Below are 24,746 nucleotides of genomic sequence, written 5' to 3'. Positions count from 1 at the left end.
ATAACACCTCACTTTTCTTACGGCTATTCCGCCGCTCCTTTTTTCTTGCTGGCCTTGATATTCGCCGCCATCTGCATCATAGCTGCGAATTCTTCCTCCGACACCGCCGCAGACTGACCGTCATCCACAGCAATCTGGATTTCGGGCTTGCCGGACCGGCCTCCGCCTTTGGCATAGGAACGCGGGCGCGTTCCCGGCGAGCCGGAGGCTGCTTTTCCTTTTACCTTGGATTGATCGCGTATGTAGCGTACCGCCTTCTCATAGCTGTTGACCTGTTTGACCAGCATATTGGAGGCAATGGCTTCCACAAAATTGCGATTGATCCGCTGCTCTCCTCCTGAAGCAACCATGGCCATCAGATAGTGAATGAGAATGTTGATGACTTCGCCCGGAAGCTTGTAATTCAAATCGATCTTCTCGAAAATATCCATCAGCTGGCCCGGCACCGCGCCCGGGAAAAAAGTCTGAAGCAGACGGGTATACGGCTCGTTGCGCAGCATCATATTATATTGGTGAATATCGCATTTGGAAAGGAACTGCGGGGGAACCTCCACATAATATTCCATCTCAACCGGCTGCTCTTCGGGGACGATCGGTTCCTCGCCCTGCTCGGCCGCTCTGATCGACACGACCTTGGCGGCGGCAGCCTCACGCTGCTCATGCCGCTTCATATTTTGCCGGAAATGCTGGCTTGCCCTGTGCTGAAGCTCGTCTAGCATAACCTCTCCGTCCGGCGTAAAAATACCATCCTCGTCAAGCAGCCGGCACATATCCTGCGCGCTCAGCTTATATTTGTGAGCCACATAGTTGATGACGCCCATCTGTTCAAAATCGAAACGCAGCTTCTCGACATGCGCCCGGTTGGCCGACTCCCGCGGAAACCGCAAAATAATGTCGCTGTAGCCGATGGCCAGCTTGCCTTCTCCATCCCGCACAGGCTGCCGGACGGCGGCAACCTCGGTCAGAGCCTGCTCTAACTCGTAATCGATGACATGCGTGTTCAATTCGAAAATATCATAAAACGGCCGCGATATGTTTTCCTTGCCTACGGCTCCCCGGCTCCAATCCTCCGGCTCCCTGCTCCAAAACTGCTCTCTCAGGGACAATACGGCGAATTTGCCGACCTTGTCGCGGAGCAGCAGCGTTAAGTGCTGGGTGGCGAAAAAATCGGACGGAGACAGCGGCGGCAGCAGCTCGTACTCGTACATATAATCTTCGGATTCCGGTATGAAGACCCGGCTGGTCTGAAGCAGACCAACCGCTTCCAGCTTGGAAGCCTGTTCAATCATCGTTCTGCGGCCCTTCTCGTTCGGTTCAATGCCGAGCGTCAGAAACAGGCGGCGCTGCGGTTCAGCGGCCGAATAGCCGATACCTTCCGCGGGAACATGTGAAAAAAGCAGACGGTACAAACTTATGGCAAAAGCGCCGACCATAGGCTGGTAGATAGAACTCAGCATACGTTCGTCGACAGGACTGAGACCGAATTCGCGGGAAACGCAGTACCGATGATGTTCGGTGAAATGATGTAAATGACTGATATGCATCTTCGGATACCTCCAATTCACGAATTCTTATACGATTTCTATTCGAAGTAGATTTCTATTCAAAGTAGAGTTCTATTCTATCATAAATCGACTGTCAATAAATGTGGAAAAAAGGCCAAATCAGGCGCTTTCTCCCGCTCGCTCGCATCCGGTCCGCCTTATCCTGTCCTATGCGGATTTTTTAGAAAATATGATGAAAACAAGAAAATAAAACGGCCGCTCCCGTAAAAGTCAGGGGAAGCAGCCGCTGCACTTTCTCTTGTAGCCTTTTTCGTCAGAACATTTTATAGCCGCCGAGCCGCAGGCGCCGGATCGTCCAGCCGCTGAGCACCGCTCCGGCCAGACCGGCAATGCCGGTTAAATAGTCCACCAGGTGAAAAGAAGACAAATGCTCCCATAGCGTCATGGAAGACCGGTCCCAAATGGAATACACCACTACCGGCAAAATGACGAGAACAAACAAATAAGCCGGAAACCAAGTGGTCTTCATTAACATATTGAGGATAAAGCCGATGCCAAACATCATCACAAAGAACAGAACGGTGAGCACAAACACAGGAATAAATCCCATCGTTACCCTTCCCCTCTCTCTATAAAGAAACGCGCATAAAGCATCAACCCGTAGTCAGTTTACTAGAAAAAAGGGGACGAAGCAACGAATTTCCTGAGCGGATCAAAGCCCCGTTTGCTCTTCACTGCACGCTTGCGCTACAATGCTTAGAAGGACAACCATATGAGGAGTGATCACATGAGTGAAGCCGCTTTGACGCTGGAAGGATGGTATGCTCTACATGACTTCCGCTCTCTGGATTGGACCGCCTGGACGGCGGCCGATGATGAGGAACGCGCTGTGGCTCTGGATGAACTAAATGCTTTTATAGAGGAATGGTCCGGTGTCGAAGAGGCGAAGCTGGGCAGTTCCGCCTGGTATTCGATCGTCGGCCAGAAAGCCGATTTTGTGATGATCTTTCTGCGCGAAAGCCTGGAAGAGCTGAACAAGCTTGAGGTCGCCTTCAACAAGACCGCCTTTGCCCCCTTTACAACCAAAGCTTACTCCTATGTCAGTATTGTGGAGCTTAGCAATTATAACCCGAGCGGAGAGAGCGGAGAAGACCCGATGCAGAATCCGCATATAGCAGCCCGCCTGAAGCCGATCCTGCCGCAATCCCGGCATATCTGTTTCTATCCGATGAACAAAAAGCGCGAGCTGGCCGACAACTGGTACATGCTCGATATGGCCAAGCGCAAGGAGCTGATGTATTCCCACGGGCTGATCGGCCGCGGCTACGCCGGCAAGGTGAAACAGATCATTACCGGCTCCGTCGGCTTCGACGATTGGGAATGGGGCGTAACACTGTTCGCGGAGGACGCGCTGCAGTTCAAGAAGCTCGTCTACGAGATGCGGTTTGACGAAGTCAGCGCCCGCTACGGGGAATTTGGATCGTTCTATGTCGGCAATCTGCTGACTTTTGAATCCTTTGAAGAGATGCTTAAGGTATAGAATACGAGAAAAGGGTGTGCTCCACAGCGTTATAACGCCGGGGCACACCCTTTGCCGTTTCATTATGCTTCCGAAGACTCTTCATCGTCTCCGCTGTCCTGCAAGCTCTTCAAATAATCCGCGGTCTCCCGGTCCCGGGTCCGGCTCTTCTCCTTCAGCCGCTCAATCGCGGGCAAAATGAGCAGGTCAATTTCTTTCTGGATCGTATAGGCCAGATCATGTCTTCCTTGACCCTCCAGATAGGAGCCGGCCTCGATCAGGCCATTGTAACGGTCAAGCTCATCCCGGGTCAACAGCCCCCGCACTTGTACGCTGCAGTGACGCATTTTACAGGAATCTCCCTTTCTTCAGCACCAGCGGAATCCCCCCGATAATAAAGAGGTAGCGCATATCCACGACTTTTTTCAGCTGGGCCGCCACAAAGCCTTTATATTTCTTGTCGCCAACTACGGCGATTCCCTCGCCTTTGCCAAGCGAAGCTACCGTTCCTTTATTGCTGAATACGAATTTCTTCGGCTGCTGCCCCCGGATCGCAGCGACCAGATTATGGGCGCAGCACTCGCCCTGCTGCATGGCGATTTGCGCCGTCGGAGGATAAGGGCGTCCTTCCGGCGCAATCATCAGCGAGCCGTCGCCGATGATGAAGATGTTCTCATGCCCCGGAGCACGCAGGTATTCGTCCACTTTTACACGCCCGCGCATGGCCTCAAAGCCCGCCGCCTCGATCAGATGGTTGCCGCGAATGCCGCCCGTCCAGACGATCGTTGATGCCTTGATTTCCTCGCCCGTCGCAAGCAGGACGCTGCCCGGCATGCATTCCTTGATCGCTACGCCGATCTTGAAGGTTACGCCTTTCTTCGTCAGCACTTTCATGGCATGCTCCACAAGCTCCGGCGCGAAGCCCGGCAGCGCCGTTGGAGCGGCTTCCACGTTGTAGATGTTGACCAGGCTCGGATCGACATCGTATTCCTTGCAGAGTCCCGGAATCCGGTCCGCCAGCTCGGCCACAAATTCGATGCCGCTAAAGCCCGCGCCGCCGACAACGAAATTGATATGCTCCTGCGGATTGTTCTCGTTCTTATATTTGGCAAACTGGTATTCGATATGCTCGCGGATGAGCCGGACAGAGTTGATGCTGCGGATCGTCATGGCGTACTTGTCCAGTCCCGGAATGCCGAACGTCTCCGGCTCGCCGCCGAGCGCGATAACAAGGTAGTCGTAGGACAGAGTGCCATCCTCCAGAATAACCTTTTTCTGCTGGGTGCGGATTTCCTGCACCGACGACTTCACAAGATCGATCTTGAACTCGTCGATCAGCTTGGAAATGGAAACGCGCGAATGCTCTATGCTGTCCGTTCCGGCTGCAGGCATATGAAGATGGGTAGTAAAGTAATGGTACTCGTGGCGATTAACAAGGGTGACATCCGCCTCGTTGTAGTTCAATGCCTTTTGCAAACGCTGTGCGGTTAAAATACCTCCGTATCCCGCACCTAGAATTACGATTTTGGGAATACTGTTCATTTTCCGGCTCCTTCCAACAGGCGAATCTGATTTAATCTCTGTTCATTTTTAAGATTATTGTGAAATTATACACATAAAGTTGGAATAAATTCCAATAAAACTTAAGGGAATTTGAAAATAATCATATACATTGTAAACCTTACTTTATTATTAAGCAAATAGAATTCGATCACAACAATTGGCGGAAACTCCAGTTAATTCTGTAAAGATGCCCTTTGCAGGGAGGTCCCAACTATGTTTATAATGGGTAGTATGGCATTTTGAATATATCAACTTGGAGGTGTAAAATCCTGTGACTTCCCAGCAATCCGATTCTCCTATTAGCGACCTGCTGATCATAGGCGGCGGCCCGGCAGGTATGTTTGCCGCGTTCTACGGCGGGATGCGTCAGGCATCCGTAACCCTTATCGAGAGTATGCCCCAATTGGGCGGGCAGCTTGCCGCTCTCTATCCCGAAAAATACATTTACGACGTAGCGGGATTCCCAAAAATCACAGCCCAAGAGCTGGTAGACAATCTTTCCCGGCAAATGAGCCTGTTCCAGAGCGATATCCGTCTGGAGGAGAAGGTCCTTTCCGTGGAAAAACGGGAGGAACGCCATTTTGTCGTGACTACCGACAAAGCGGAATATCATTCCAAGGCCGTTATTATCACGGCAGGCGTCGGCGCCTTTGAACCCCGCCGTCTGGAGCTTCCCGAAGCCGGACGCTTCGAAAAAGCGAATTTGCACTATTTTGTAAGCGATTTGAATGCTTTTAAAGATAAAAAAGTACTGATCAGCGGCGGCGGCGACTCCGCGGTCGACTGGGCATTGATGCTCGAACCGATCGCCGCCGAGGTCACTCTGATCCACCGCCGCGACAAGTTCCGCGCTCACGAGCACAGCGTAGAGAACCTGATGAATTCCAAAGTCAAGGTTATCACGCCTACCGAGATTTCCACACTGCACGGCGAAGGGTTTATTGAAAAAGTGACTCTTTCCAATGTCAAGACCAAGGAAACCCAAGACATTGAAGTGGACAGCGTCATTATCAACTTCGGCTTCGTTTCCTCACTCGGTCCGATCACCGAATGGGGCATCAACATCGAAGGCAGCTCCATTGTCGTCGACTCCCGGATGGAGACGAATATCCCGGGCCTTTTTGCCGCCGGCGATATTACCACTTATCCCGGCAAGCTGAAGCTGATCGCCGTCGGATTCGGTGAGGCGCCGACCGCCGTGAACAATGCGAAGGTCTACATCGATCCCGAAGCGAAGCTGTCTCCGGGCCACAGCAGCAATCTGAAGCTGTAACCGCCGGTCGTTCATACAATGGTCTTCGGAGTCCCCGCCAAACACCTGAGTAGGCTTCTTTAGCCAAAGCTGCACTTTGGGGGTTATTTGATATAAAAAGGGTATCCTGACGGGTTGAGGTAAATCACAGCTCGCAAGGATACCCTATTTGATTTCTAGTAGCGGTATAGTTTTATGCAGTGCTTCATGGATAATCCAGAAGTCTATTAATGGAGTACCGCATGTTGTGGAGAGTGTAAGTTCCGTTTGAGAATTTCAACGAGCAGCAGCGCGATAAAATCGTGCTCCAACTGAAGTTCTATGGCTCTATGATAAGAGTCCAACAGCATCTCGTCCGATAATTCAACCACAACGTTCACCTACCTTTCCTTTTTTTGGTTCTTCTCTATCATATCAAACTATCACTTTTCGAACAAGTGTTCTTATTATCCACAACTTGTTGTGGAAATCCTGTGCATAATGTGTGAGTAAGGATGATTAGTGCAGTAAGAGTACGGTGGACAATGGGGATAACAGTTATACACAGGATTCGCCTTTGGTAGTATAATAAAAAAATTTCACATTTGCTATAACCATTTTCAAAAATCGGTCTCTTTTCCCCTGTTAAATGAACTAAAAACGGCACTAAGGATATAATACCCAGGCGCAAAAACGTAAAATCCCCTTTGAACCTATGGCTATATTATCGTCATTTCTAATTCATTCCGTTTATCATTGCGGTCTTGTGTTTACTTCCAGAATCCAAATTCTCCCAGAATGATCCACGGCATAATCGAACCCGAGTTCACCGATTCCCGGAAAATGGCGCTCCATCACCTCAATACAAATTAAGGTGAGATTACGCATCTCCCTTCTTTTTGCGGATAATTTGATCCGCGGAAGTGATCTTTTCAATCCTTCCCGGCAGGTCAGCATCGTGCCTCCCTTGCACAAATTGGTCACGAACAGTCCGGGTCTGGCAAGACGGCCAACCATGGAGCGAAATTCCCAATGATCTCCGTTCTTCACTACCTTAACCCTGTAATCTATCGGACGCCCGGCGATTCTCGCAAGCGATATGCCCTGCTGAATCAAATAGCCGCGCTTGACCCTGACTCTCTTCAGCCCTTCCGTCATGCTTGCAAAGTCCCGGTATATCCGTGTTTTGTCCATATACGTAAAGCCGTAGCCCCTGCCGTCACGGAATACCTTAATGACGCCGTAGCCCCCGCCGCCGACAATCGGCTTGATCACGACATTTCCGTATTGGCCCAGCATGGAACGAAGCGTGGAATGGCTGTAGGGCATCGTTCTCGGAATATATCCGGCAACCCTTCCGTCGCTGAGCAGAGCTTTGGTCTTCCGCCATTTGCTGGCCAGTTGTCTTCCCGCCATTTGCTCCTCTCTCCTTTCTAAAAGCTTGCTATACTGTACTCAAACGCCCCTCGGCTCTCTTGTATGATTGTCCGTGAGGGAAGGCGTTCGCGTAAAAAGAGGCGGCTATGCCGCGGCTAATATCCCGCATGAGTTCCGTTGACCGAAAAAAAATTCCGCACAAATCCGACAGCATCCGAGCCGGCGGCATCCGGAGCGAAAACATGGGGGAAATTGTCGTGTCGCCGCCTCAGACAATGCGACAATATCCACCAAGGATAAATGCGGTCCTGGAGTAGAATGTGAACAGCAATGCGGACGGGAATGGCGGTCAAATAAATGTAACCGCTTTTCAGATCGGTGCCGTATCGCTTATATTTATAGTAGACCGTTCCTTCGTTTACCCTAGAGGAGGCGTTACGATGGCTCAATTGTTTGAGATCTTGTACTGGTTCGCCATGATCGGCTCGTCCGTCGTATTGGCCGCAACCACCCTTCTGGTCTGCGCGCTTGGTTTCAAATTCTTCATTAAAGACCGGCGGAGGGCGCTGGGCGCGGGCTGCATCGCCTTCTCGCTCGTATCCGCCGCCCTGATCGTGTTTATGATCAACTACAAGTTTATATTGGCGGCTTGAAAGCGCCGCGGTTCCACTGCTGCAAGCACAAAAAGAGGCCCCGCACTGGTGCGGGGCCTCTTTCGTTCAACCCGAATACCGGCTTCAATTCCCGGCATTCAATATATTCGCCATAGCTTGGGCCGCTTCCGCGCGGGTCGTCGTTCCCTGCGGGACGAAAGCTGCGGCGCTTCGGCCTTTCATCAGGCCGAGTCCCGCGGCTGTGCCGACGGCGTCCCGCGCCCAAACGCTGATTGCGCTTTGATCCTTAAAGAGCGGCGCGGCAGCTTCCGGTTTAGCCTGCGGATGGAGGACGCTCCAGGCTCTGACGAGCATGGCCGCCATTTCCTCGCGGCTGATGGTCTGCTCCGGTTTGAAGGAGTCGCTGCCAATCCCCTTGACGATCCCGGCCTGATAGGCTGCGGCCACTTCATCCGCATACCACTTGGCAGCAGGAACATCCGTGAACGCCGCGACGCCTCCGCTCAGTCCCAGCGCCCGAACGAGCAGCGCCGCGAATTCCGCGCGCGTCACCTTGCGGGCGGGAGCGAACTCCCTCAGGCTGATCCCTTCCACTACGTGCTTGGCCGCCATTTCCGTAACGGCGTCATATGCCCAGTTTCCGGCGGGAACATCCGTGAATGTTTTGCGGTACTCCAGCACCGCGTATTTACTGAAATGACTCGTTCTGCCGCTTGCCACATTCCCTGCAGACAGGCTGCCGATATACTCAAGCTCCCCTGCATCGGAAATATAATAGAAACCGGCCAGCTTGGCAGCGGCAAGCCCGCTTGCCTTCAACTGGAGCGTAACCGGATGCCCGAATGCGGAAACGGGCGTTTCCGCTCCGCCGGCCGCAATCAGCTTCAGCTTGAATTCGTATATATCGCTTCCCGGCTTAATTTCGGCAAACTGGCGCTGCTTCGCGAGCGCCAGCAGGGACTCACTGTCGGCAGGCGGCACCTTGGCGACGCTTAAGGCCACTTCTCCGCCTGCTTTGGATGCTTGGGCAAGCAGTTCGCCGAGCGTCTGGGCGCTCAGTTTAAGCGTGAATTTGTCACCCGCCAAATTGAGACCGTTGCCGCCCTGCGCAAGTTTTTCCAGCAGCGCGACCGGAATGTGCGCCTCTGTGCTTGTTCCAAGCATGAACGTTGCCTCCTTTAGGCCTTCGTTCAAGGTGAGCTTATCCTCCGTCACCCGCACGATATTGGCGGGAGAGGGAGAAGGCGCCGGCGATGCCGCCGTGCCCGAACCGCCCGAACCGGAGCCCGAACCGGTTGAGGGCGTCGCGCTTGCAGTTGCACTCGGCGTTGGCGTAGGCGTTGGCGCCGTCAGCCCATATGTAAAGCTGGTTTTGTACGGAGTGCCGCTGTTCTCCACGCCGAGCTGAACCTCATACTTGCCCTCGGCGGAAATATTCCATTTAAATGTGAACACACCGCCGTCCCCGCTTTTTATACTGTCAAGAAAAAATTGGCCGCCGGGCTCCACCACCTTCAGCGTCACCAGCTGTCCGGCTCCGGACGCCACTTTACCCATTACCGTTGCCTGCTTGGCCGACGCGTCAGCGTTTGCCGAGACATCCGTAAACCAGACCGTCTCCGAGGCGGTAGCCATTGCTTGCCAGAACGTAGACAGGAGAAGGATTAGGATTAGCGCGGTTATACTTTTCTTCATTGTTTGCCTCCTTCTAAAAGGAGCCCCGGCGGGGCATTCCCGCCGGGTTCCTTCATCTAATAGTTCAAGGGGTCAACTCCACTACGTCGGCGAGAGGCATCATGGTTGTGTTCATCAGATCCTCGCCTTCCCAAACCATCAGCTTGACTTTGTATCCCGCCACACTGGAAGGAAGCTGGAATCCGGCGTTCAGCTGCAGGGTCTGGCCCGCTTTGACCAATGAGGAGCTGTATGCGTGATTGACCATCTTCAATCCGCCGTTCTCGTCATAAAGCGCGGCAATAATCATCACTTTCTTTTCTTCGGACAAGGCGTTCGTAATTTTGACCTTGGCGTCCAGATATTTGCCCGCTTCAAGCTTATTCATGTTAAATGAAGACTCCATCTTGAAGCTGTCTTCCATTCTCTTCAGTACCGTATAATCCAGCGTATACGCTGCGCTTCCGGCTTCGACCCGGATCTGGTACGGACCCGCGGGCAGCGTGGCCGGGAGCTGCAGAGTCAAGCTCGCCTTGCCGCCTGCAATAGATCCGGAAACAGCCGGAACCCCTTCATACGGCAGAGCGTTCTTAAGAAGAACAGCCTTGACGGCAGTACCGTCGTCAACGTTCACCGTACTAATTGCGATCTGCACATCCTTGGCGCTTCCGGCACGGTGCATATCGGCGCCTAGCGTTACGTCTTTAATATTCGATGTGCCGTTAGCGGTAAGCGCGGCTGTGATTTGCTGCAACTCCGAGGTCGCTACCTGCACCGTTCTGACATACAGCTTGCCGGCGGCGTTGTCGTAGAACCAGACGTCTTGACCTGCTTTCACGGCTTCCTTGGAGCCAACCTCCGTAAGTTCTTTGGCGCCCCGCTTGACGGAATAGACTGTCTTGCCTTCGGCTCCGATCTTCACTTCGGAGGACCATACGCGGCTTTCAACCTTGCCTGTGTAGCTGCCCTTCATCGCGGCTATGTTCAACGACACCTTATCATTGTGTTCGCTTGCTGAAATCTCGGTTGCCGCCGATTGGCCGTTCTCGTAAGCGTATGTTTTTCCGTCATCCTCATAAAGGGTGAATTTCGAAGTCTCCCCGCTGCTTAACGGATACACTTTGAGCGTCAGTTCGTTCGCGGGAGTCTGGCCCGTGAAATCCTGCGCTTCTCTGGTCGGGATGATGGCGCCTTCTTTAACCAGCATCGGAATGGTATTCAGATCGGCGTTGTACGTAATTTCCTTGCCGCCGGTATACTGCTGTTCGGAGTTCCAGTCATACCAGGTTCCGCTTGGAAGGTAGATCGTTCTGGCCGTTGCTTTCTCCTGATGAATTGGAGCGGCCAGAATGGAGCCGCCGAACATCCACTCATCCTGAAGGTTGTAAACGTTGCTGTCGGTCGCGTAATCCATAACCAGCGGCTTCATCAGCGAAGTTTCGCCATCCGCCGTCTGCTTGGCTGTGGAATAAATGTACGGCAGCAGCTGGTAGCGCTGATTGATCGCTTTCGTTACCGTAGCTTCCGCATCGGTTCCGAACGCCCACGGCTCTCTGATATTGGTCGGATCCGTAGGATCGTCGCCCAGAGCCACATGCGACCGGAAGATCGGCATCAGTGAGGCCGCCTGCATCCAGCGGGTATACAGCTCCGGCGAAGGCTTGCCGTTAAAGCCGCCGGTATCGTTGGTGTAATAAGAAATGCCCGATGCAGCCGCGCTAAGACCAAGCTGCAGCTGGTGCGAGAAGGAAACCCAGCTGGAGTCGATGTCTCCGCTCCAGACGGTGGTGCCGTACTGCTGGATGCCGGTGAATCCCGATCTTGCCAGCGTCCAGACCCGGTCATTGGTGTAGCCGCGCTGGCCGTCATAGAACGCTTTCGCTTCATTCAGCGCGTACACATTGGTAATCTCCGCCGCGCTGCCTGCGGCAAACTGGTCTCGCAAGGAGTCGGTCGCCTGTTCCGGTTCGTTAAGGTCGATCCAGTAACCCTTCACGCCGGCATCATGCAGCTTTTTCACCTGGGAGCTGTACCACTTGGCCGCTTCAGGATTGGTGAAGTCGATTAGACCCGCTTTGCCGTACCAAGCCGGGTAAATGACTGTTTTGCCGGAAGCATCCTTGACAAAATAGCCCCTGCTGTCGCCCTCTTTAAAATTGGAAGCCGTAACCTGAATGTAAGGGTCGACGATGGTCACAATGTTCACGCCTTTATCCTTCAGCTCGGCCATATTGGCCTTGGGATTGGTGAAATTCTGCGTAGGATCATCGTTCCAGGTCATATCGAAATAATGATTTTTCTTGGCCCAGTACACATCGAGCACCATGGAGTCGAGCGGAATATCCTTGCTGCGGAAGGTATCCACGATGCCGTCCACTTCGTTCCAGCTTCTATAGCCAAATCTGGACTGCATGTAGCCCAGTGTCCACATCGGCGGAATCGGAGCGGTGCCGGTCAGCTTCGAGAAACTCTTCATAATGCTGTTCAAGGAACCGTTGTTCTCGCCGGCCATGAAGTAGTACAGCATTTCTCCGTCCGGCGCGCTGAAGCTGTAACGGTCTGCATCCGCCTTGCCCATGTCAAAGGTTACATTCTCGTACGTATTATCAAAATAGAGTCCATAGCCCTTCGTGCTGGTAAAGAAGGTGCTGGAAACGTCGGACGTATTGCCGCCGTAGCCTTTGGTCATTGCATTGTTCATCACAACCTTCTTGCCCAGACGGTCAAAAGACTGCGCGTCGCGGTCCATACCGAGCCCGAAGATATGCTCATCCTCGGCCAGTGCCATTTCGCTGTAAACGCCGGTGTCCCCGTTATACCCGAAGCCTTCGCCGCCAATTTGCTCGGAGAGCAGCTTCGTATTCGAAGCGTCATAGTAGGCCAGGCGGAACGGCGATTTGTAGGCGCGTACGCTCATGGCATCCGTTTGAATCAAAATATAGCCTTCGTCTTCCAAATCTGTAACGGAAGGATTTACTGATCCCTGCTCACTGTCAACGACAAAAGTGTCCTTCTTCGCAAACGTTCCGGTCGGCTCCATCCATACCTTGGCCGTATCGGCTTTCACGAATTCAAGCTTCACTTTCGCGCTGCCCTGCGAATTCAGCACAACCGCCCGTCCGCCTGAGGATACCTGATACGGATCGGTTTCCGACAAACTGTTAACGAAGGTAACGTCTTTAAACTGCTGGTTGTTGTCCTTTTGCAGCTTGAAGTCGTCGATACCCAGCATACTTCCCGCTTTGCCCTCGGAGATCACGCCGACCTTGACCACTTCATTCATGGCCAGCTGAATATTCGGCAGCTTCAGCTCCGTAAATTCCGCCCCGGCAGGAATATCAAGCGTCTTGGTTCCGCCGGAATAAGTTACATATACCTGAGCTTTACCTACTTCTCCGGTCTTGCGGGTCTTCAGCGTCAGCTGATATACACCGTCTGTCGGCGCATTGCTGAACTGCCATAAATCGGAGGAATAGTCACTGGCGCCGCCAATTCTTGCAAAGGCATTATCCCTGTCTTTGGCAACAGCCTGATGCGTCATGTTCGTGCGGCTCCATCCGGTGAAGCCTTCGTCGAAGCCCGGATTATATAGACCAACCGATGGAGCTTCGCTCACAACTTCCTCTGATGTAAATGAAACATTGTCGATCTGCATGGAAGTATCTACCTTGGGAGCCTCCAGGATGAACTTGATCGTAGCCTCCTGCTCCGTTATATCCGCTTCGGCCTTGAATTCCTTGTATTCAAAGTCGCCTGCTTCCCATTTCGTCTTGCCTGTCGATGGAATTCCATCCTTCAGGCTAGGCGTAATATTAACCGTCACATCGTCTTTACCCGGCTGTGAAATGATCATCTTCGCTTTTCCGCCCGCGAATGTCGGGTCGGTATGCGGCATTAGTTTGACCATAGCCGACAACATGTAATGCCCGCTCTTCAGACTGGTGATCTTTTGCTGGGAGATCGCTTTTCCGCCCGCATCCGGAGAGTACAAGTATTGCTTGTGGCCTGCATAAGCATCATTGGTATCTACGCCGTGCCATATCGTCGTGCCCTGCGTATCTACAGCCCATCCGGTTTCGTTCCCTGCTTCAAAATCACCGTTAATCAATTGGCCGGTTCCGGAACTGAACGAAATGGAATCAATATGAACTGAACCCGCGCTGTCTTCCGTTTGTTTCAGGGTGATCAGATTCATTCCTTTTTTCAGTGAAACCGTCTTTTCCGAACTGCTCCATTTATCCCACTTGTCTTTGCCCTGACTATTGAAAATGAGCGAGTCCGAATCAACGGGGCTGCCGGCCTCATCTTCCACAGACACCGCCAGAGAACTGTCCGCTTCGTTTCCATTGGCATAACGGACATTTAATGGATAATTTCCATCCTGCGGAACACTGACGGCAATGGTCAATTTGGCGTCTTTTTTATCCAGCCCGCCGATGTAGCCAAAGCCCTGATAGCCTGCCTCATCATTGCCGAAAATCGCTCCGCCCTGATACGAGGCCACTTCCGCCTGATACGACTTGGAAGCCGTCTTCGGAATCAGCTTCAGCACGGCAGCGTCATGCGGCTCCAGCGTCTTGGAGTATATCGTTTTGTATCCAAGGTCTTTGTGCTCCCAAATATCGCGGACATAGGCTCCGTCTGCCAGTCCAAGCTCTTTCGCAAAATTCATGGAAAGCGCCTTGGATTCGTCACTGCGGTTGAACAGGGCAACGGCCCATGTTCCATCCGGAAGCTGTCCGGCCCACCGTTCGCTGTCGCGGCTGGCGTTGTTCTTGTAATGCTCGCCCGAATAATAAATCGGCTTGCCGGCAAATCCCGATTTGTTCAGCTCGATCAGTTCCGGGTTCTGATAGAACTTGGCATTGTCCCCGATGGTGTCATACTGGTCGGCAATTGTAATCGGCGAACCTGCCATTGTGAACAGCGACAGGGCCGTCTTCCGCTCGTTGTCGGCGAATTGGCCGCTGTAAGTGTTCAGGCGCAGGAAGTCGCCGTCATTAATCATCGAGCCGCGGCCCGAAATATCGGAGAATCCCGTGAAGCCCTGGAAAGAGTTAGCCCACTGCGACCAGCTGGCCGTCCAGTTCTGACGGCGTCCGCTGGTATGATCCCAGCCTCCCCCGAATACGTCCTCGTCGATGCGGATCATGTCGCCGAACTGCTGCTCATACTTGGCATGGCCGTTCAAATCCGGCATAACCAAACTGAGGAATACATGATTATCGGCGGATGCTTCGTCCATCCACTGCAGCGCTTTGGCATATTCCATATCCGAGTTGTGGCCCGTTCCGATCTGGCCGAGGCCTTGATCGTAGCCCGATTCATACCAGGACAGGAAATCCACGCGCAGGAAGGAAGCTCCCTGCTCGGCCAGGAACTTTACATAGCCTTGGAGATATTCTTTCGCGCCCTTTTTGTTGACATCCAGCCAGTAGAGCGCTTGGTCGGCGCCCTGTCCGCCGTCGAAGCGGTCGCCGTTCAGCTGCTTGCCGTTGCCGAGATTATACGGCTCCGTCTTAACCAGGCTCGCTACCGGAATCTGCTCGGTGCTGCCGTCCTCATTTTTCACGGTGACATGGTATTTGTCCGGATGCTTCAGCACTTCCGGGCTGACCCACAGCGGATCATAATAGATCCCCAGCTTCATGCCTTTGCTCTTGATGTAATCTCCCCAGTACTTCCAGGTGTGGCCGTCCGGGTATACCTCGGAAGGATAGCCCTGCCAGTCATTCGGCCCGGCCCATTTGACTTCCACATCGTCCACATCGATTCCCGCGAAGCCGGCCTTTCCTTTAGGGTCCACAATGAACCCAAGATCAAGCTTGCCGGACGTTACATCCACAGTCATGGAGTAGTCGGTCCAATCCTGGCTGGACACCGTTTTGGCCAGTGTTGCCTCCGGTACTTCGGTGTTGTAGCCGTTCACTTGAAATACTGCGGTCGCTCCATTTTTGATCATGTCGTTCTTGGTCTTGGCTTTGGCTTTTACCGTGTACAAACCGTTCGGCAGATCAATGCTTTGCGAAACCTTTTGGACCTCATCGGCCCCCGGATTCCAGGTGTACAGAGATTTGTATACGCCCATTTCGTTTTCATTAATGCCGAATCCGCCGCCGCCCGTGCCGGTAATATTCCAGCCGTCCGTATTTCCCTGATTGAAATTCCCGTTGACTACGTGGTTTGAAGTATCGACCTCATCCGTAACCTTCTCAAGCTTCACATCGTCAAGGTCCAGCCCGGCGCTTTTCTTCGATTTGGCTTCCGCATCATAGGAGAATTCCAGATACACATTCGGATTGGTAATGTTCAAGTCGACGCTGTAATCCGTCCAATCTTCATAAGTAATGGCGGTTACCGTTTCGGCCGCAGGATCGGCTGCATCATAGCCCTTAATCTTCATGAAGACCGGAACGCCGTCCGTGTACATTCCGTTCTTGGTCTTCGCCTTTGCGCTCAGACGGTACAAGCCCGTGTCCTCCAAATACACGTTCTGGCTGACGGTTTCCTTATGGGGATCCTCCATCCACGTATACATGGAATCATTGCCGTTGTCTGTATTTCGTCCGTGGGCGGCCGGTCCGGTAAAGGTCCAGCCCTTTGTCTCGGGATCGCTAAAATTGCCATTGATCACACCGTATAATGTTTCCGGATCATCATCTTCCGAACCCAGCGGATGGGTCATCCATCTATTGTTTTGCGATACAATGTAACCGTTCTCATTTAATAGCGTGGCACCTTCGATCCATCCGTCCGTACTGACCATATCATACCCGTACGGCTGAAAATTTTCCGCCATCCAGTCAATGTTCGCTTTCCAGCGGTCTTCCGGCATGTACGTATTTTTGGTCCATTGATGCTCATAGGAAATCCAGTACATCGGCCCGGAGCCTTTTCTGGTGAACTCGCTGTCCCTCGCCATCGCGGGAACGGAGCCGAATGCCGGCACGATCAGGCTTAACGCCATAATCGAGGCCATCATCCGATGTAACCGCTTTCTATTCTTTTTTTGCATCCCCTAGTGTCCTCCCGTTTGATTAGAGTGGATAACCATATTGCAAAAGCATCGCACCCGGCTGCGAAATTCACCTCCTTAAAAAGGAATTTCCGGCATACATCCAAGCGCCGGCCTCTTCTTCCGCAGAATTCTGTCAGCTTCATCCCCCTTCTTTCGTGTTACATATTTGCGGCCCTAACCAGCTTCACCCACGCTTTCGTTAAGTCCTCAAGCACTTCATCCTTCGACTTGGCATGGGCAACGTACTCCTGAAACAGCGCCCCCAGCTGCGTATCGAAACCGTCCGGCCAATATCCTTGAACCCAGGGATAAGTTTTGCCCTTTTTGATATAGCGGATCGTCTCGGCGGCAAGCTGGCCGTCTGGAACCGCTCCGCCCTTCACGACAGGAACCTCGCCATGCCATCCGTATTGCTTAATATAATCGGCAACGATGTAATCCAGGAATTGTTTGGCTTCATCAATATGCTTGGAGCTGTCACTGATGCGAAGGACCACGGAGGAGTCGACCATCAGTCTCGCCTTGGAAGGATCGTCTCCGACCGGTTCCGGGAAGAAGCCGAGCTCGGAGGATGGATTGGCCTTCAGCATATCCCCTTCCGCCCAGTTCCCGTTATGAACCATGGCCGCCTTGCCCTGAGCCACCAGAGCAAGTCCTGTGCCGTAATCCGTCTCCAGCGGCTTATCGCTGCCGTACTTGACCATCAGGTCAATCATGTCGAAGGTCCGGCCAAAGAGCGGCAGGTCCTTGAAGGTCTTTGTCCCTTTCGAAATCTCCTGCGCCGTTTGCTCGTAATTCCCTTCTTCGGCAGCAAGAGTCTGGGAAGCGATATGCTTGAACACCCACCATTCCTTGAATGAGTTGGCGAACGGCGTAACGCCTTTGGCCTTGATCCGCTTGGCCGCCTGCTCAAGTTCAGAATAGGTTTCTGGCAGTGAGGCAATGCCGGCACCTTTGAACACTTTTTTGTTGTAAATAAAGCCGTACGATTGGATGCTGACAGGAATCCCGTATATTTTGCCGTCCAATTCGGCGGCTTTCAGGGCGCTGTTTTCAATTTGATCCAGGAAGGGTTCACCGGTGAGCTCCACTACGATGTCCTTATATGTCCGGTTCGTCGCATAGCCCTGAGTCATGAAGATATCCGGCACGTCACCGGAATTCAGCTTTGTTTTGAGGACCGAATCGTATTCGTTGGAAATCAGCTCGGTTTCTACCGTAACTTCCGGATGCAGAGTGTGATATTTTTCCGCCATATCATGAAGCTGCTCCGACAGGCCTTCCCCGAAGGTGAACATTTTCAGGATAACCGGCCGGGGCTGGGCGCCAGCATCCGGAGCTTCCATAGAATAACTGCTGCTGCCAAGAGAACAGCCTGTGAAAGGCACGGCCATGAGAATCAAGCTTAAAGCGAGGAATACCGGTTTCTTCTTCATCCTGAAGCTCCTCTTTTCAGGCTCCACGTAAACGTTTAAGGTCCCTCTATGCCAGAATAACGCGAAGCCATCGCGATTGAAATGTACAAAAATGATGGATTTATAGGAATATCCTGAACTCCACAAGCAAGAGCCGACACTGCATATTGAAAATGAACGCCCGGGCCATTCACATGCTTTTTTTGGATTGCAGCATAAGGTTCCGATATTCGCTTGGCGACAGACCGGAATATTTCTTGAAAGCCTTGCTAAAATAGGCATTGTCGTTGAAGCCGACTTTGCTGGAAATCAGCTGGATTTTGATGGCCGGATCATCAAGCATTTCCTTGGCTTTGTCCATTCGCACTTTGAGCACATACTCGTAGATGCCGAACCCGAATCTTTCCTTGAACAGTCTGGACAAATACTCCTTGCTTAAATAATATTGCTCCGAGAACATCGTCAGATGGATATCGTTAAAAAAATTGTCGTCGATATAGTTTTTGATGCGGATAATGTTGAATGTTTCCGAACCTTTCAGTCCGACCTGAATCCTGTCGAATACGAGTGCAATGACCCGAAACACAAACTCGCTGAAATCCTCGAATGAAGGATAGGCCTGGACGGTTCCATAGGACATCGGCTTTCCCTGCAAGTCTTCCGGAATCCCCAGCTGAAGCGCAATATCTTCAATCATGAGGATAAATTCGGCAGCTGCCCTACTCGCGTCGTCCATGCTGAAATACCCGGCCTGTTTGACATGTTCAAAGTACCGGCTCACAATCCCCCGGGTGAACTCGATATTCCCGCTCTCGAAGGCGCGGATCAGCAGCTCCTTTTTGTTCATGATGGATGATATTACCGCCTTGCGCCCGGTTTGGATTTCCGTGAATACCCGGTTTTCGCTGTTCAGAATATTGATGCTGGATTTAACGGCATGCGCTTCGCTGTAAGAGCCGCTGAGTTGTTCAAAGGAAGGGGAAAAGCTTCCGACGCCGGCGATGGAAGAGAATCCGAACAGATTCTGCAGCGAAACGATGATTTCCGTTATTTTGGCCGCGCTGAAGTCTTTGGGCTCCGGATGGTCGCCGATTTCAAGCACGACAATAATCTCATGATCGGACTTATAGCTTCGGAAGCTGAAGCCCTGGCTCCAGGGAGCGCAGCATTCATCGATCATATTCGTCAATGCAAAATAGCAGGAGAATGAATCCCCCTTGAATCTGGTAGCGCATACACTATTAAAATTAAGAAGCTGGATAATCGCACAGCCGTAAAGAACGCCCTGCTTCGTCATGGAAGTCAATTTCTTGTAATCCTCAATAATGGGGGGATGGACGCGGTCGCCTTCGATAATCATGGTCAGCAGCTTTTCCTTGAACAGAGGCAGGGACAGATTATTCATCATTCTCTGATGCTGCTCCGTTTCCCGGTCTTTTCTTTCCTCGTCAAGCTGCAGGATTGCCTGTCGCAGAGACCGGTTCAGTTCGACCTTGTCGACGGGCTTCAGCAAATAATCCACTACCCGGTACTGGATGGCTTGTCTGGCATATTCAAAATCGTCGAAGCCGCTGATAATGATATATTTGGCTTCCGGATGCTCGGTACTCGCCCTGCGAAGCATTTCCATCCCGTCCATCACGGGCATCTTGATATCGACCAGCACGATATCCGGCTTCCACTCCTTCAGCAGCTCTAGACCCGTACGCGCTTCCGGCGCCTCCGCGATTTCGGACACCGCAAGCTTCTCCCATTCTCCGGCCAGCCTGATCGCCGTCCGGACAGGACGCTCATCATCGACAATCAACACCTTATACATGCGAAGATCCCTCCCGTCTGATTGCTCTCTGTCTATTCTACTAGTCTTCTACAGGAATGATGATTTGTACGGATACTCCTCCCTCCGGATGGTTCCGGATATCCAGCCTGGCGCCCGTGTGTATGAGCAGCTTTAATCTTTCGGATAAGTTCCTTAGCCCGATGCTCTCCTGCTGTCCACTCAACCAGTTCTCCTTCTGAAGCAGCTCCTGCAGCTCCTTAAGCCGGTCTTGCGGAATGCCGGGACCATTGTCGCTGACCTCGATGATCGCCCGGCTTTCCCCGAAATAACCCCGAATCCTGATCATGACCGGACTCAAGGTCTGCTCCAGAACATGCTTGATCGAATTCTCCACCAGAAGCTGAACGGCCATTTTGGGAACGTGGATATCGCCAATGCTTTCCTCCAGACCGATCTGGACGGATAATCTCTCGCCGTATCTGGCCTGCTGCAGCATCACATAGCTCTCGACATTTTTCATTTCCCGGGACAAATTCACGTGATCGCCGGTCCGGATCGAATACCGCAAAATGTAAGCCAGCGCCTGCACCATCCGGTCAATATGATCGACCTTGTGGACCAGCGCCTCCGTGGAAATCGTCTGCAGGGCATTATATAAAAAATGCGGATTGATCTGCGCTTCGAGCGCCTTCATGCGCGCGGTCTTCTCACCCAGCTTGGCTTTATACTCCTCATTAATCAACTCGTTGATCTTGGCAACCATCGCGTTGAATTTTTTGGAGAGATAAGCGATTTCGTCGTTTCCGTTAATATCAATCATCACGTCGAAGTTCGCTCCTCCTACCTTCTCCATCTGCTTCGACAGTCGCTTCAGCGGTCGCGTAATCGTTTTCGTCGCAAACGTGACGAGCAGTGTGCCGATCAGCAAAAAGGCCAGTCCGATTAAAAACTCCAGATTTCTCGTATTTGCGGCCCGCTCGTTCAAGGCGCTGGTGGAGATCAGCTTGATCAGCTTCCACCCGTCGCCCGGCGAAACGTCGTACGTGACCAGAAAATCCTGCTTTCCGCTGCTCCAATTCAGGTAGCCTTCCGGCTTCGTCCAATCAATGGACCGCAGCAAATCAGCCTCATGGCTTAATGTTTTCCCGCTGCTGTTAAAGAAGGAGGTATTGTTCCGGTCAAAAATCGCAATAACCTCGGCATCCTGCTCCAGAATATCGCTGATCATCTTATCCCGGTAAGCAGAGTTGATCGTAATGGACACCATACCCAAGGGCCTCTGGCTAGGAATATTGATGAGTGCCCTGTGAAACGTAAAAAACTCGTTATCCATATCAGCTGCACGTGATGACGGTACCGGCGGTTCGATGCTGCGGAACGCACTGGCTCTGGAGCTGGCCTCCTTGTACCACCGGTTCGACGTCATGTGCCGAGGGTGATCAACTTCCAGTTTCGGCGAGTCCGTCAGCCTTGATATGGTGTACTGAGCTCCGGTCCGCGGAATAAACAGGGAGACGGCGGCGATGTCCCTGCTGGAGGGATAGAACAAATTCCGAAGCTGGTTCTCAATGTAGAGGCGGCTTGAAAAATCCTCCTCATCGTTCATCAGCGCCTCCATAAAGTTGTCATCCCGCCTGAACGACAGCGACAGCGCGTCAATCTGCGCCACATAGTTATCCAGACTCTCGTTCATATGCTCCAGCTCTTTGGCCGTATTGGAAATATAGTTGTCTTTGATAATCCAGGTTGTCCGGTAATAGGAAACGGTGGCAAGCACCAGGATCAGCACACAAACAATGAGCGAAAAGGCCAGCCCCAGCTTATTCCCCAGCTTGCGGGTGAAATTTCTTAGCCGATTTAATAGGAAGAGCTTCATCCTGTCACCACCGGTACTATATTGGTGAATGCGTTTTCAATGTAGATTGATTTTATCATACTTCATTTGGGGGCTCTATTGGTTAAGTGAAAATAAAAGAAATTTATCGACTCATTTGTCTCTGGACGCGGGGAACTGGAGCGACTGGAAAGAATCCGATGGCGACCGGGGAGGAATAAATGTGAAAAGCCCGCGTCTAGAGCGGGCTAAAGGGCTATGCACTGGTGCTGCGGCCTTTTTGTCGTTCCTACACAGATGGTCTGTAATTAAGAGCACGCAGAATAGCTTGTTTGGGATTTATGTGCAAGTCCAAAGTAAGCAAGGATAGCCAATAAACTGGTCGACAAGATAATAACTCCCATTGGGACTGCCGTATATTCACCGGCAATGCCAACCAATGGAGAGGTGAATGCTCCCAGCAGGAAAGGCAGTAATCCAAGAAGTGCAGATGCGCTCCCTGCCATATGACTTTGTGACTCCATAGCCAGAGAGAAGGAGGCTGTTGAAGTTATTCCGATAGACGCAACAAAAAAGAAAAGCGGAATAACCAATGCTAGTAATGGGCCGTTCAAAAGAATCACAAGTAAGGCCGCAAGGCTTGACGCGCCGGATAATAGCAATCCAATAACAAGGAAACGCCGCTCCGGGATCACATGGGTAAAGCGTCCAACAACTTGAGAACCGAGAATTAAACTTATTCCATTCGATCCGAATAAAATTGCAAACAATTGGGGAGAGGCACCGTAAATATTCTGGTATATAAAGGGAGTCCCTGATACATAAGCGAATACCCCTCCGATCATAATCCCTTGTGCCAGCGCGTATCCGGTAAACTCGCGATCTTTAAGCAAGGTTCGAATACCTCTAATCAGTTCGCCAAAGTTGCCTGAAATTCGATTCTGAGCAGGCAAGGTCTCTTTAAGGTTCACGGTTGCAAGAATGACTAAAACCAATCCAACAGTACCCAAAACCACAAAAACACCCACCCAAGTAGTAAAGGATATTACGCCGCTTCCTGCAACTGGTGCAATTAAGGGGAATATATTATTCACTAACATGAGCAGTGAAAAAAACTTGGTGAGCTCCGGTCCGCTATAAACATCGCGGATGATAGCCCGAGAAATAACAATTCCTGCGGAGGCGGCAAAGCCTTGAACAAAGCGCGCTGCTATGAAATAAATGATATTAGGTGAGACCGCGCAGACAAATGAAGCGATCAAGTAGATAATAAGTGAGATAATTATAGGCTTGCGTCTTCCATGAACGTCACTCAAAGGGCCCATAATCATTTGACCTAGACCTAATCCTATTAGGCAAGCAGTTAGACTAAGCTGGACCAGAGAAGCACGGGCACCAAAATCAGCAGCGATTTCAGGAAATGACGGCAAATACATATCAATCGTAAGAGGGCCCAGTGCCGAAAAAGCGCCTAAAAGCAAGACAAGTCTAAGGCGGTTATCATTTTTTGTTAAATGCATCGTTAAATTTTCTCCTGACTTATGCAAATATATTTATAGTTAGTTACCTTAATTCATTATAGACTGGGACACCTATAGTTTGACACCTTTTTCTCGGTAATTTGGGTAAAGTTATTGAAATTGGCCCTAAGCAAGAGATTCGCTTAGGGCCAATTCTGTCTTTTTTATCAAGATTATTAATTAACTTCCTGCAGTCGGTATACTTGCCTCGACTCGATAAGATCCTCTATATTGCGCCGGTATTGCTTATAATGGTCGGTCTCAATATGGAGGTTGATAGACTCTTCATCTTTCCAGATTTCATAAAACACAAAAACTGCATTATTTTCGATAGATTGATGGAGGACATACTTTATGCATCCCTCTTCCGACCTGGAAGGTGCTACTGCTTTCACTAACTCTTGATACAGAAGCTGCTCTTTTCCCGGTTTTGCTTGAAGGATGGCTGTAATAGAAATAGCGCTCAATTTACTTTCATCTCCCCTTTTAACAGCTTAATGCGAGAAAGCTCGTTTTATGATTATAATGACTTTCTTAAAATAGTCTCCACATCGTTTTTATTTAATGGGACATAACTTCCAAGGGTTTCGGCCACCATTGCTCTTTCAAGCATGATGCCGATTTCCGTATCATCGATTCCATAATCGGAAAGCTTCCCAGGCGCCCCTAACGAAGTCCAAAACTCACGTAATTTTTGAATCGTCTCAGCTGCCACGTCAGAGTCATTTTTGTCTTTGGCATCAATTCCAAAAACGCGAATCCCTAGTTGAGCCACTTTTTCCGGTCTCTTGGACGCGACAAATTCCATCCAATTAGGGAACAAAATTGCTAATCCGCCGCCATGAGGAATGTCATGAACGGCTGAGACCGCATGCTCGATCATATGGGTCGCCCAATCGGTATGAACACCCATGGATAGAATGCCATTTAAAGCTAATGATGCGTTAAGCATAATGACTTCACGGTAATCGTAATTACCCAGATCATTAATTAACTTGGGCGCAACTTCCATTGTTGTCTGCAGGATGGATTCACCGAACCGTTCTTGCAGCGGGGCATTGGATGAAGCATGAAAGTACTGCTCGAAAACATGGGACATAATGTCTACCATGCCGTAAACCGTTTGGTTCTGAGGTACGGAAAAAGTATTTTCCGGATCCAGAACACTAAATTTAGGGAAAGTAAGATCGGAGACAAAAAAACGTTTATCCTTTTCTTCCCAATTTGTAATGACCGAACCGCCGTTCACTTCTGATCCTGTCGCAGAGATCGTCAAAATAGTGCCGAAGGGAACGGCTTTTGCCGCTGTTGCCTTATTCGTTACAATATCCCATACGTCGCCTTCGTAGTATACGCCTACAGCGATAGCTTTTGCACAATCAATTACGCTTCCGCCGCCAACAGCAAGGATAAAATCCAAATTATTTTCTTTGATAAGGTCAATGCCCTTATTCACCGTTGTTAATCGCGGATTGGGTTCCACTCCGCCCAGTTCCGTAATATAGACATCTGTAATTTCAGACAGGGCTTTAATCACATCATCGTACAGCCCATTCTTTTTAATGCTCCCGCCCCCATATAGAAGCAAAATACGCCGTCCATAGGATGGAATTTCATTTTTAATTTCTTCGACTTGCCCGCGTCCAAAAAGGATTTTCGTAGGATTACTAAATTTAAAGGGGTTCATATGAGTACT

At 51.2% G+C, this 24,746-nt stretch carries 17 protein-coding genes; 3 read left to right on the top strand and 14 right to left on the bottom strand.

The window, feature by feature from the left end:
* Positions 1-23: 23 nt before the first annotated feature.
* Both EH198_RS07970 and EH198_RS07965 read right to left on the bottom strand, forming a co-directional pair.
* The gene (locus tag EH198_RS07970) at positions 24-1,544 is read right to left on the bottom strand and encodes a replication initiation and membrane attachment family protein (protein WP_124695019.1); all 1,521 of its coding nucleotides are present in this window, start codon (positions 1,542-1,544) and stop codon (positions 24-26) included.
* A gap of 274 nt (positions 1,545-1,818) precedes the next feature.
* Positions 1,819-2,115, bottom strand: coding sequence for a YuiB family protein (locus tag EH198_RS07965; RefSeq protein ID WP_124695018.1), 297 nt, complete (start codon positions 2,113-2,115; stop codon positions 1,819-1,821).
* Positions 2,116-2,292: 177 nt separating this feature from the next.
* Here EH198_RS07965 and hemQ point away from each other — a divergent pair, with 177 nt between their 5' ends.
* Positions 2,293-3,045 (top strand): hydrogen peroxide-dependent heme synthase, encoded by a 753-nt coding sequence (gene hemQ / locus EH198_RS07960; RefSeq protein WP_124695017.1) that lies wholly within the window; start codon positions 2,293-2,295, stop codon positions 3,043-3,045.
* Positions 3,046-3,107: 62 nt separating this feature from the next.
* Here hemQ and EH198_RS07955 read toward each other — a convergent pair whose 3' ends face one another.
* Together EH198_RS07955 and EH198_RS07950 are read right to left on the bottom strand one after the other, a co-directional pair.
* Complete coding sequence (locus tag EH198_RS07955; RefSeq protein WP_124695016.1) at positions 3,108-3,371, bottom strand: hypothetical protein; 264 nt, start codon at positions 3,369-3,371, stop codon at positions 3,108-3,110.
* A gap of 1 nt (position 3,372) precedes the next feature.
* Positions 3,373-4,566 (bottom strand): NAD(P)/FAD-dependent oxidoreductase, encoded by a 1,194-nt coding sequence (locus tag EH198_RS07950; protein ID WP_124695015.1) that lies wholly within the window; start codon positions 4,564-4,566, stop codon positions 3,373-3,375.
* A gap of 292 nt (positions 4,567-4,858) precedes the next feature.
* Between EH198_RS07950 and EH198_RS07945 the strand changes: the two genes are divergently transcribed.
* Positions 4,859-5,860, top strand: coding sequence for an NAD(P)/FAD-dependent oxidoreductase (locus EH198_RS07945; protein ID WP_124695014.1), 1,002 nt, complete (start codon positions 4,859-4,861; stop codon positions 5,858-5,860).
* A 206-nt stretch (positions 5,861-6,066) separates the two neighbouring features.
* On the opposite strand, the gene sda is transcribed toward EH198_RS07945, so the two are convergent.
* Together sda and EH198_RS07935 are read right to left on the bottom strand one after the other, a co-directional pair.
* Positions 6,067-6,210, bottom strand: a complete 144-nt coding sequence (sda, locus tag EH198_RS07940; protein ID WP_124695220.1) for a sporulation histidine kinase inhibitor Sda — start codon at positions 6,208-6,210, stop codon at positions 6,067-6,069.
* 361 nt (positions 6,211-6,571) lie between these two features.
* Positions 6,572-7,234 carry a YheC/YheD family protein gene (locus tag EH198_RS07935; RefSeq protein ID WP_124695013.1) on the bottom strand — a complete coding sequence of 221 codons (663 nt, stop codon included), beginning with the start codon at positions 7,232-7,234 and terminating at the stop codon, positions 6,572-6,574.
* A 401-nt stretch (positions 7,235-7,635) separates the two neighbouring features.
* On the opposite strand from EH198_RS07935, the gene EH198_RS07930 reads away from it, so the two are divergent.
* Positions 7,636-7,848, top strand: a complete 213-nt coding sequence (locus tag EH198_RS07930) for a hypothetical protein (protein WP_124695012.1) — start codon at positions 7,636-7,638, stop codon at positions 7,846-7,848.
* 84 nt (positions 7,849-7,932) lie between these two features.
* Here the strand turns inward: EH198_RS07930 and EH198_RS07925 are convergent, their stop codons facing one another.
* The 8 genes from EH198_RS07925 to EH198_RS07890 all read right to left on the bottom strand — a co-directional run bounded on the left by EH198_RS07925 (position 7,933) and on the right by EH198_RS07890 (position 24,737).
* The gene (locus tag EH198_RS07925) at positions 7,933-9,504 is read right to left on the bottom strand and encodes an S-layer homology domain-containing protein (protein WP_124695011.1); all 1,572 of its coding nucleotides are present in this window, start codon (positions 9,502-9,504) and stop codon (positions 7,933-7,935) included.
* Positions 9,505-9,568: 64 nt separating this feature from the next.
* Entirely contained in the window at positions 9,569-16,462 is a 6,894-nt protein-coding gene (locus EH198_RS07920) for a TIM-barrel domain-containing protein (RefSeq protein ID WP_185702802.1), read from the bottom strand.
* Positions 16,463-16,659: 197 nt separating this feature from the next.
* Positions 16,660-17,937, bottom strand: a complete 1,278-nt coding sequence (locus tag EH198_RS07915; RefSeq protein ID WP_185702801.1) for an ABC transporter substrate-binding protein — start codon at positions 17,935-17,937, stop codon at positions 16,660-16,662.
* Between the two features lie 169 nt (positions 17,938-18,106).
* On the bottom strand, positions 18,107-19,735 hold the full coding sequence (locus tag EH198_RS07910; RefSeq protein ID WP_124695008.1) for a response regulator: 1,629 nt from the start codon (positions 19,733-19,735) through the stop codon (positions 18,107-18,109).
* 40 nt (positions 19,736-19,775) lie between these two features.
* Positions 19,776-21,572 carry a cache domain-containing sensor histidine kinase gene (locus EH198_RS07905; RefSeq protein ID WP_124695007.1) on the bottom strand — a complete coding sequence of 599 codons (1,797 nt, stop codon included), beginning with the start codon at positions 21,570-21,572 and terminating at the stop codon, positions 19,776-19,778.
* 266 nt (positions 21,573-21,838) lie between these two features.
* Entirely contained in the window at positions 21,839-23,050 is a 1,212-nt protein-coding gene (locus tag EH198_RS07900) for a multidrug effflux MFS transporter (protein ID WP_124695006.1), read from the bottom strand.
* A 176-nt stretch (positions 23,051-23,226) separates the two neighbouring features.
* Positions 23,227-23,517: a putative quinol monooxygenase gene (locus tag EH198_RS07895; protein ID WP_124695005.1), complete on the bottom strand. Its 291-nt coding sequence runs from the start codon at positions 23,515-23,517 to the stop codon at positions 23,227-23,229.
* 53 nt (positions 23,518-23,570) lie between these two features.
* Positions 23,571-24,737 (bottom strand): iron-containing alcohol dehydrogenase, encoded by a 1,167-nt coding sequence (locus tag EH198_RS07890; RefSeq protein ID WP_124695004.1) that lies wholly within the window; start codon positions 24,735-24,737, stop codon positions 23,571-23,573.
* Positions 24,738-24,746: the final 9 nt, after the last annotated feature.

Source organism: Paenibacillus rhizophilus (assembly GCF_003854965.1).
In the GTDB taxonomy this organism is placed as follows: Bacteria; Bacillota; Bacilli; order Paenibacillales; family Paenibacillaceae; genus Paenibacillus_AQ; species Paenibacillus_AQ rhizophilus.
Note: the sequence above shows the minus strand (reverse complement) of the source record. Positions and strands in the feature narration are given on the sequence as shown.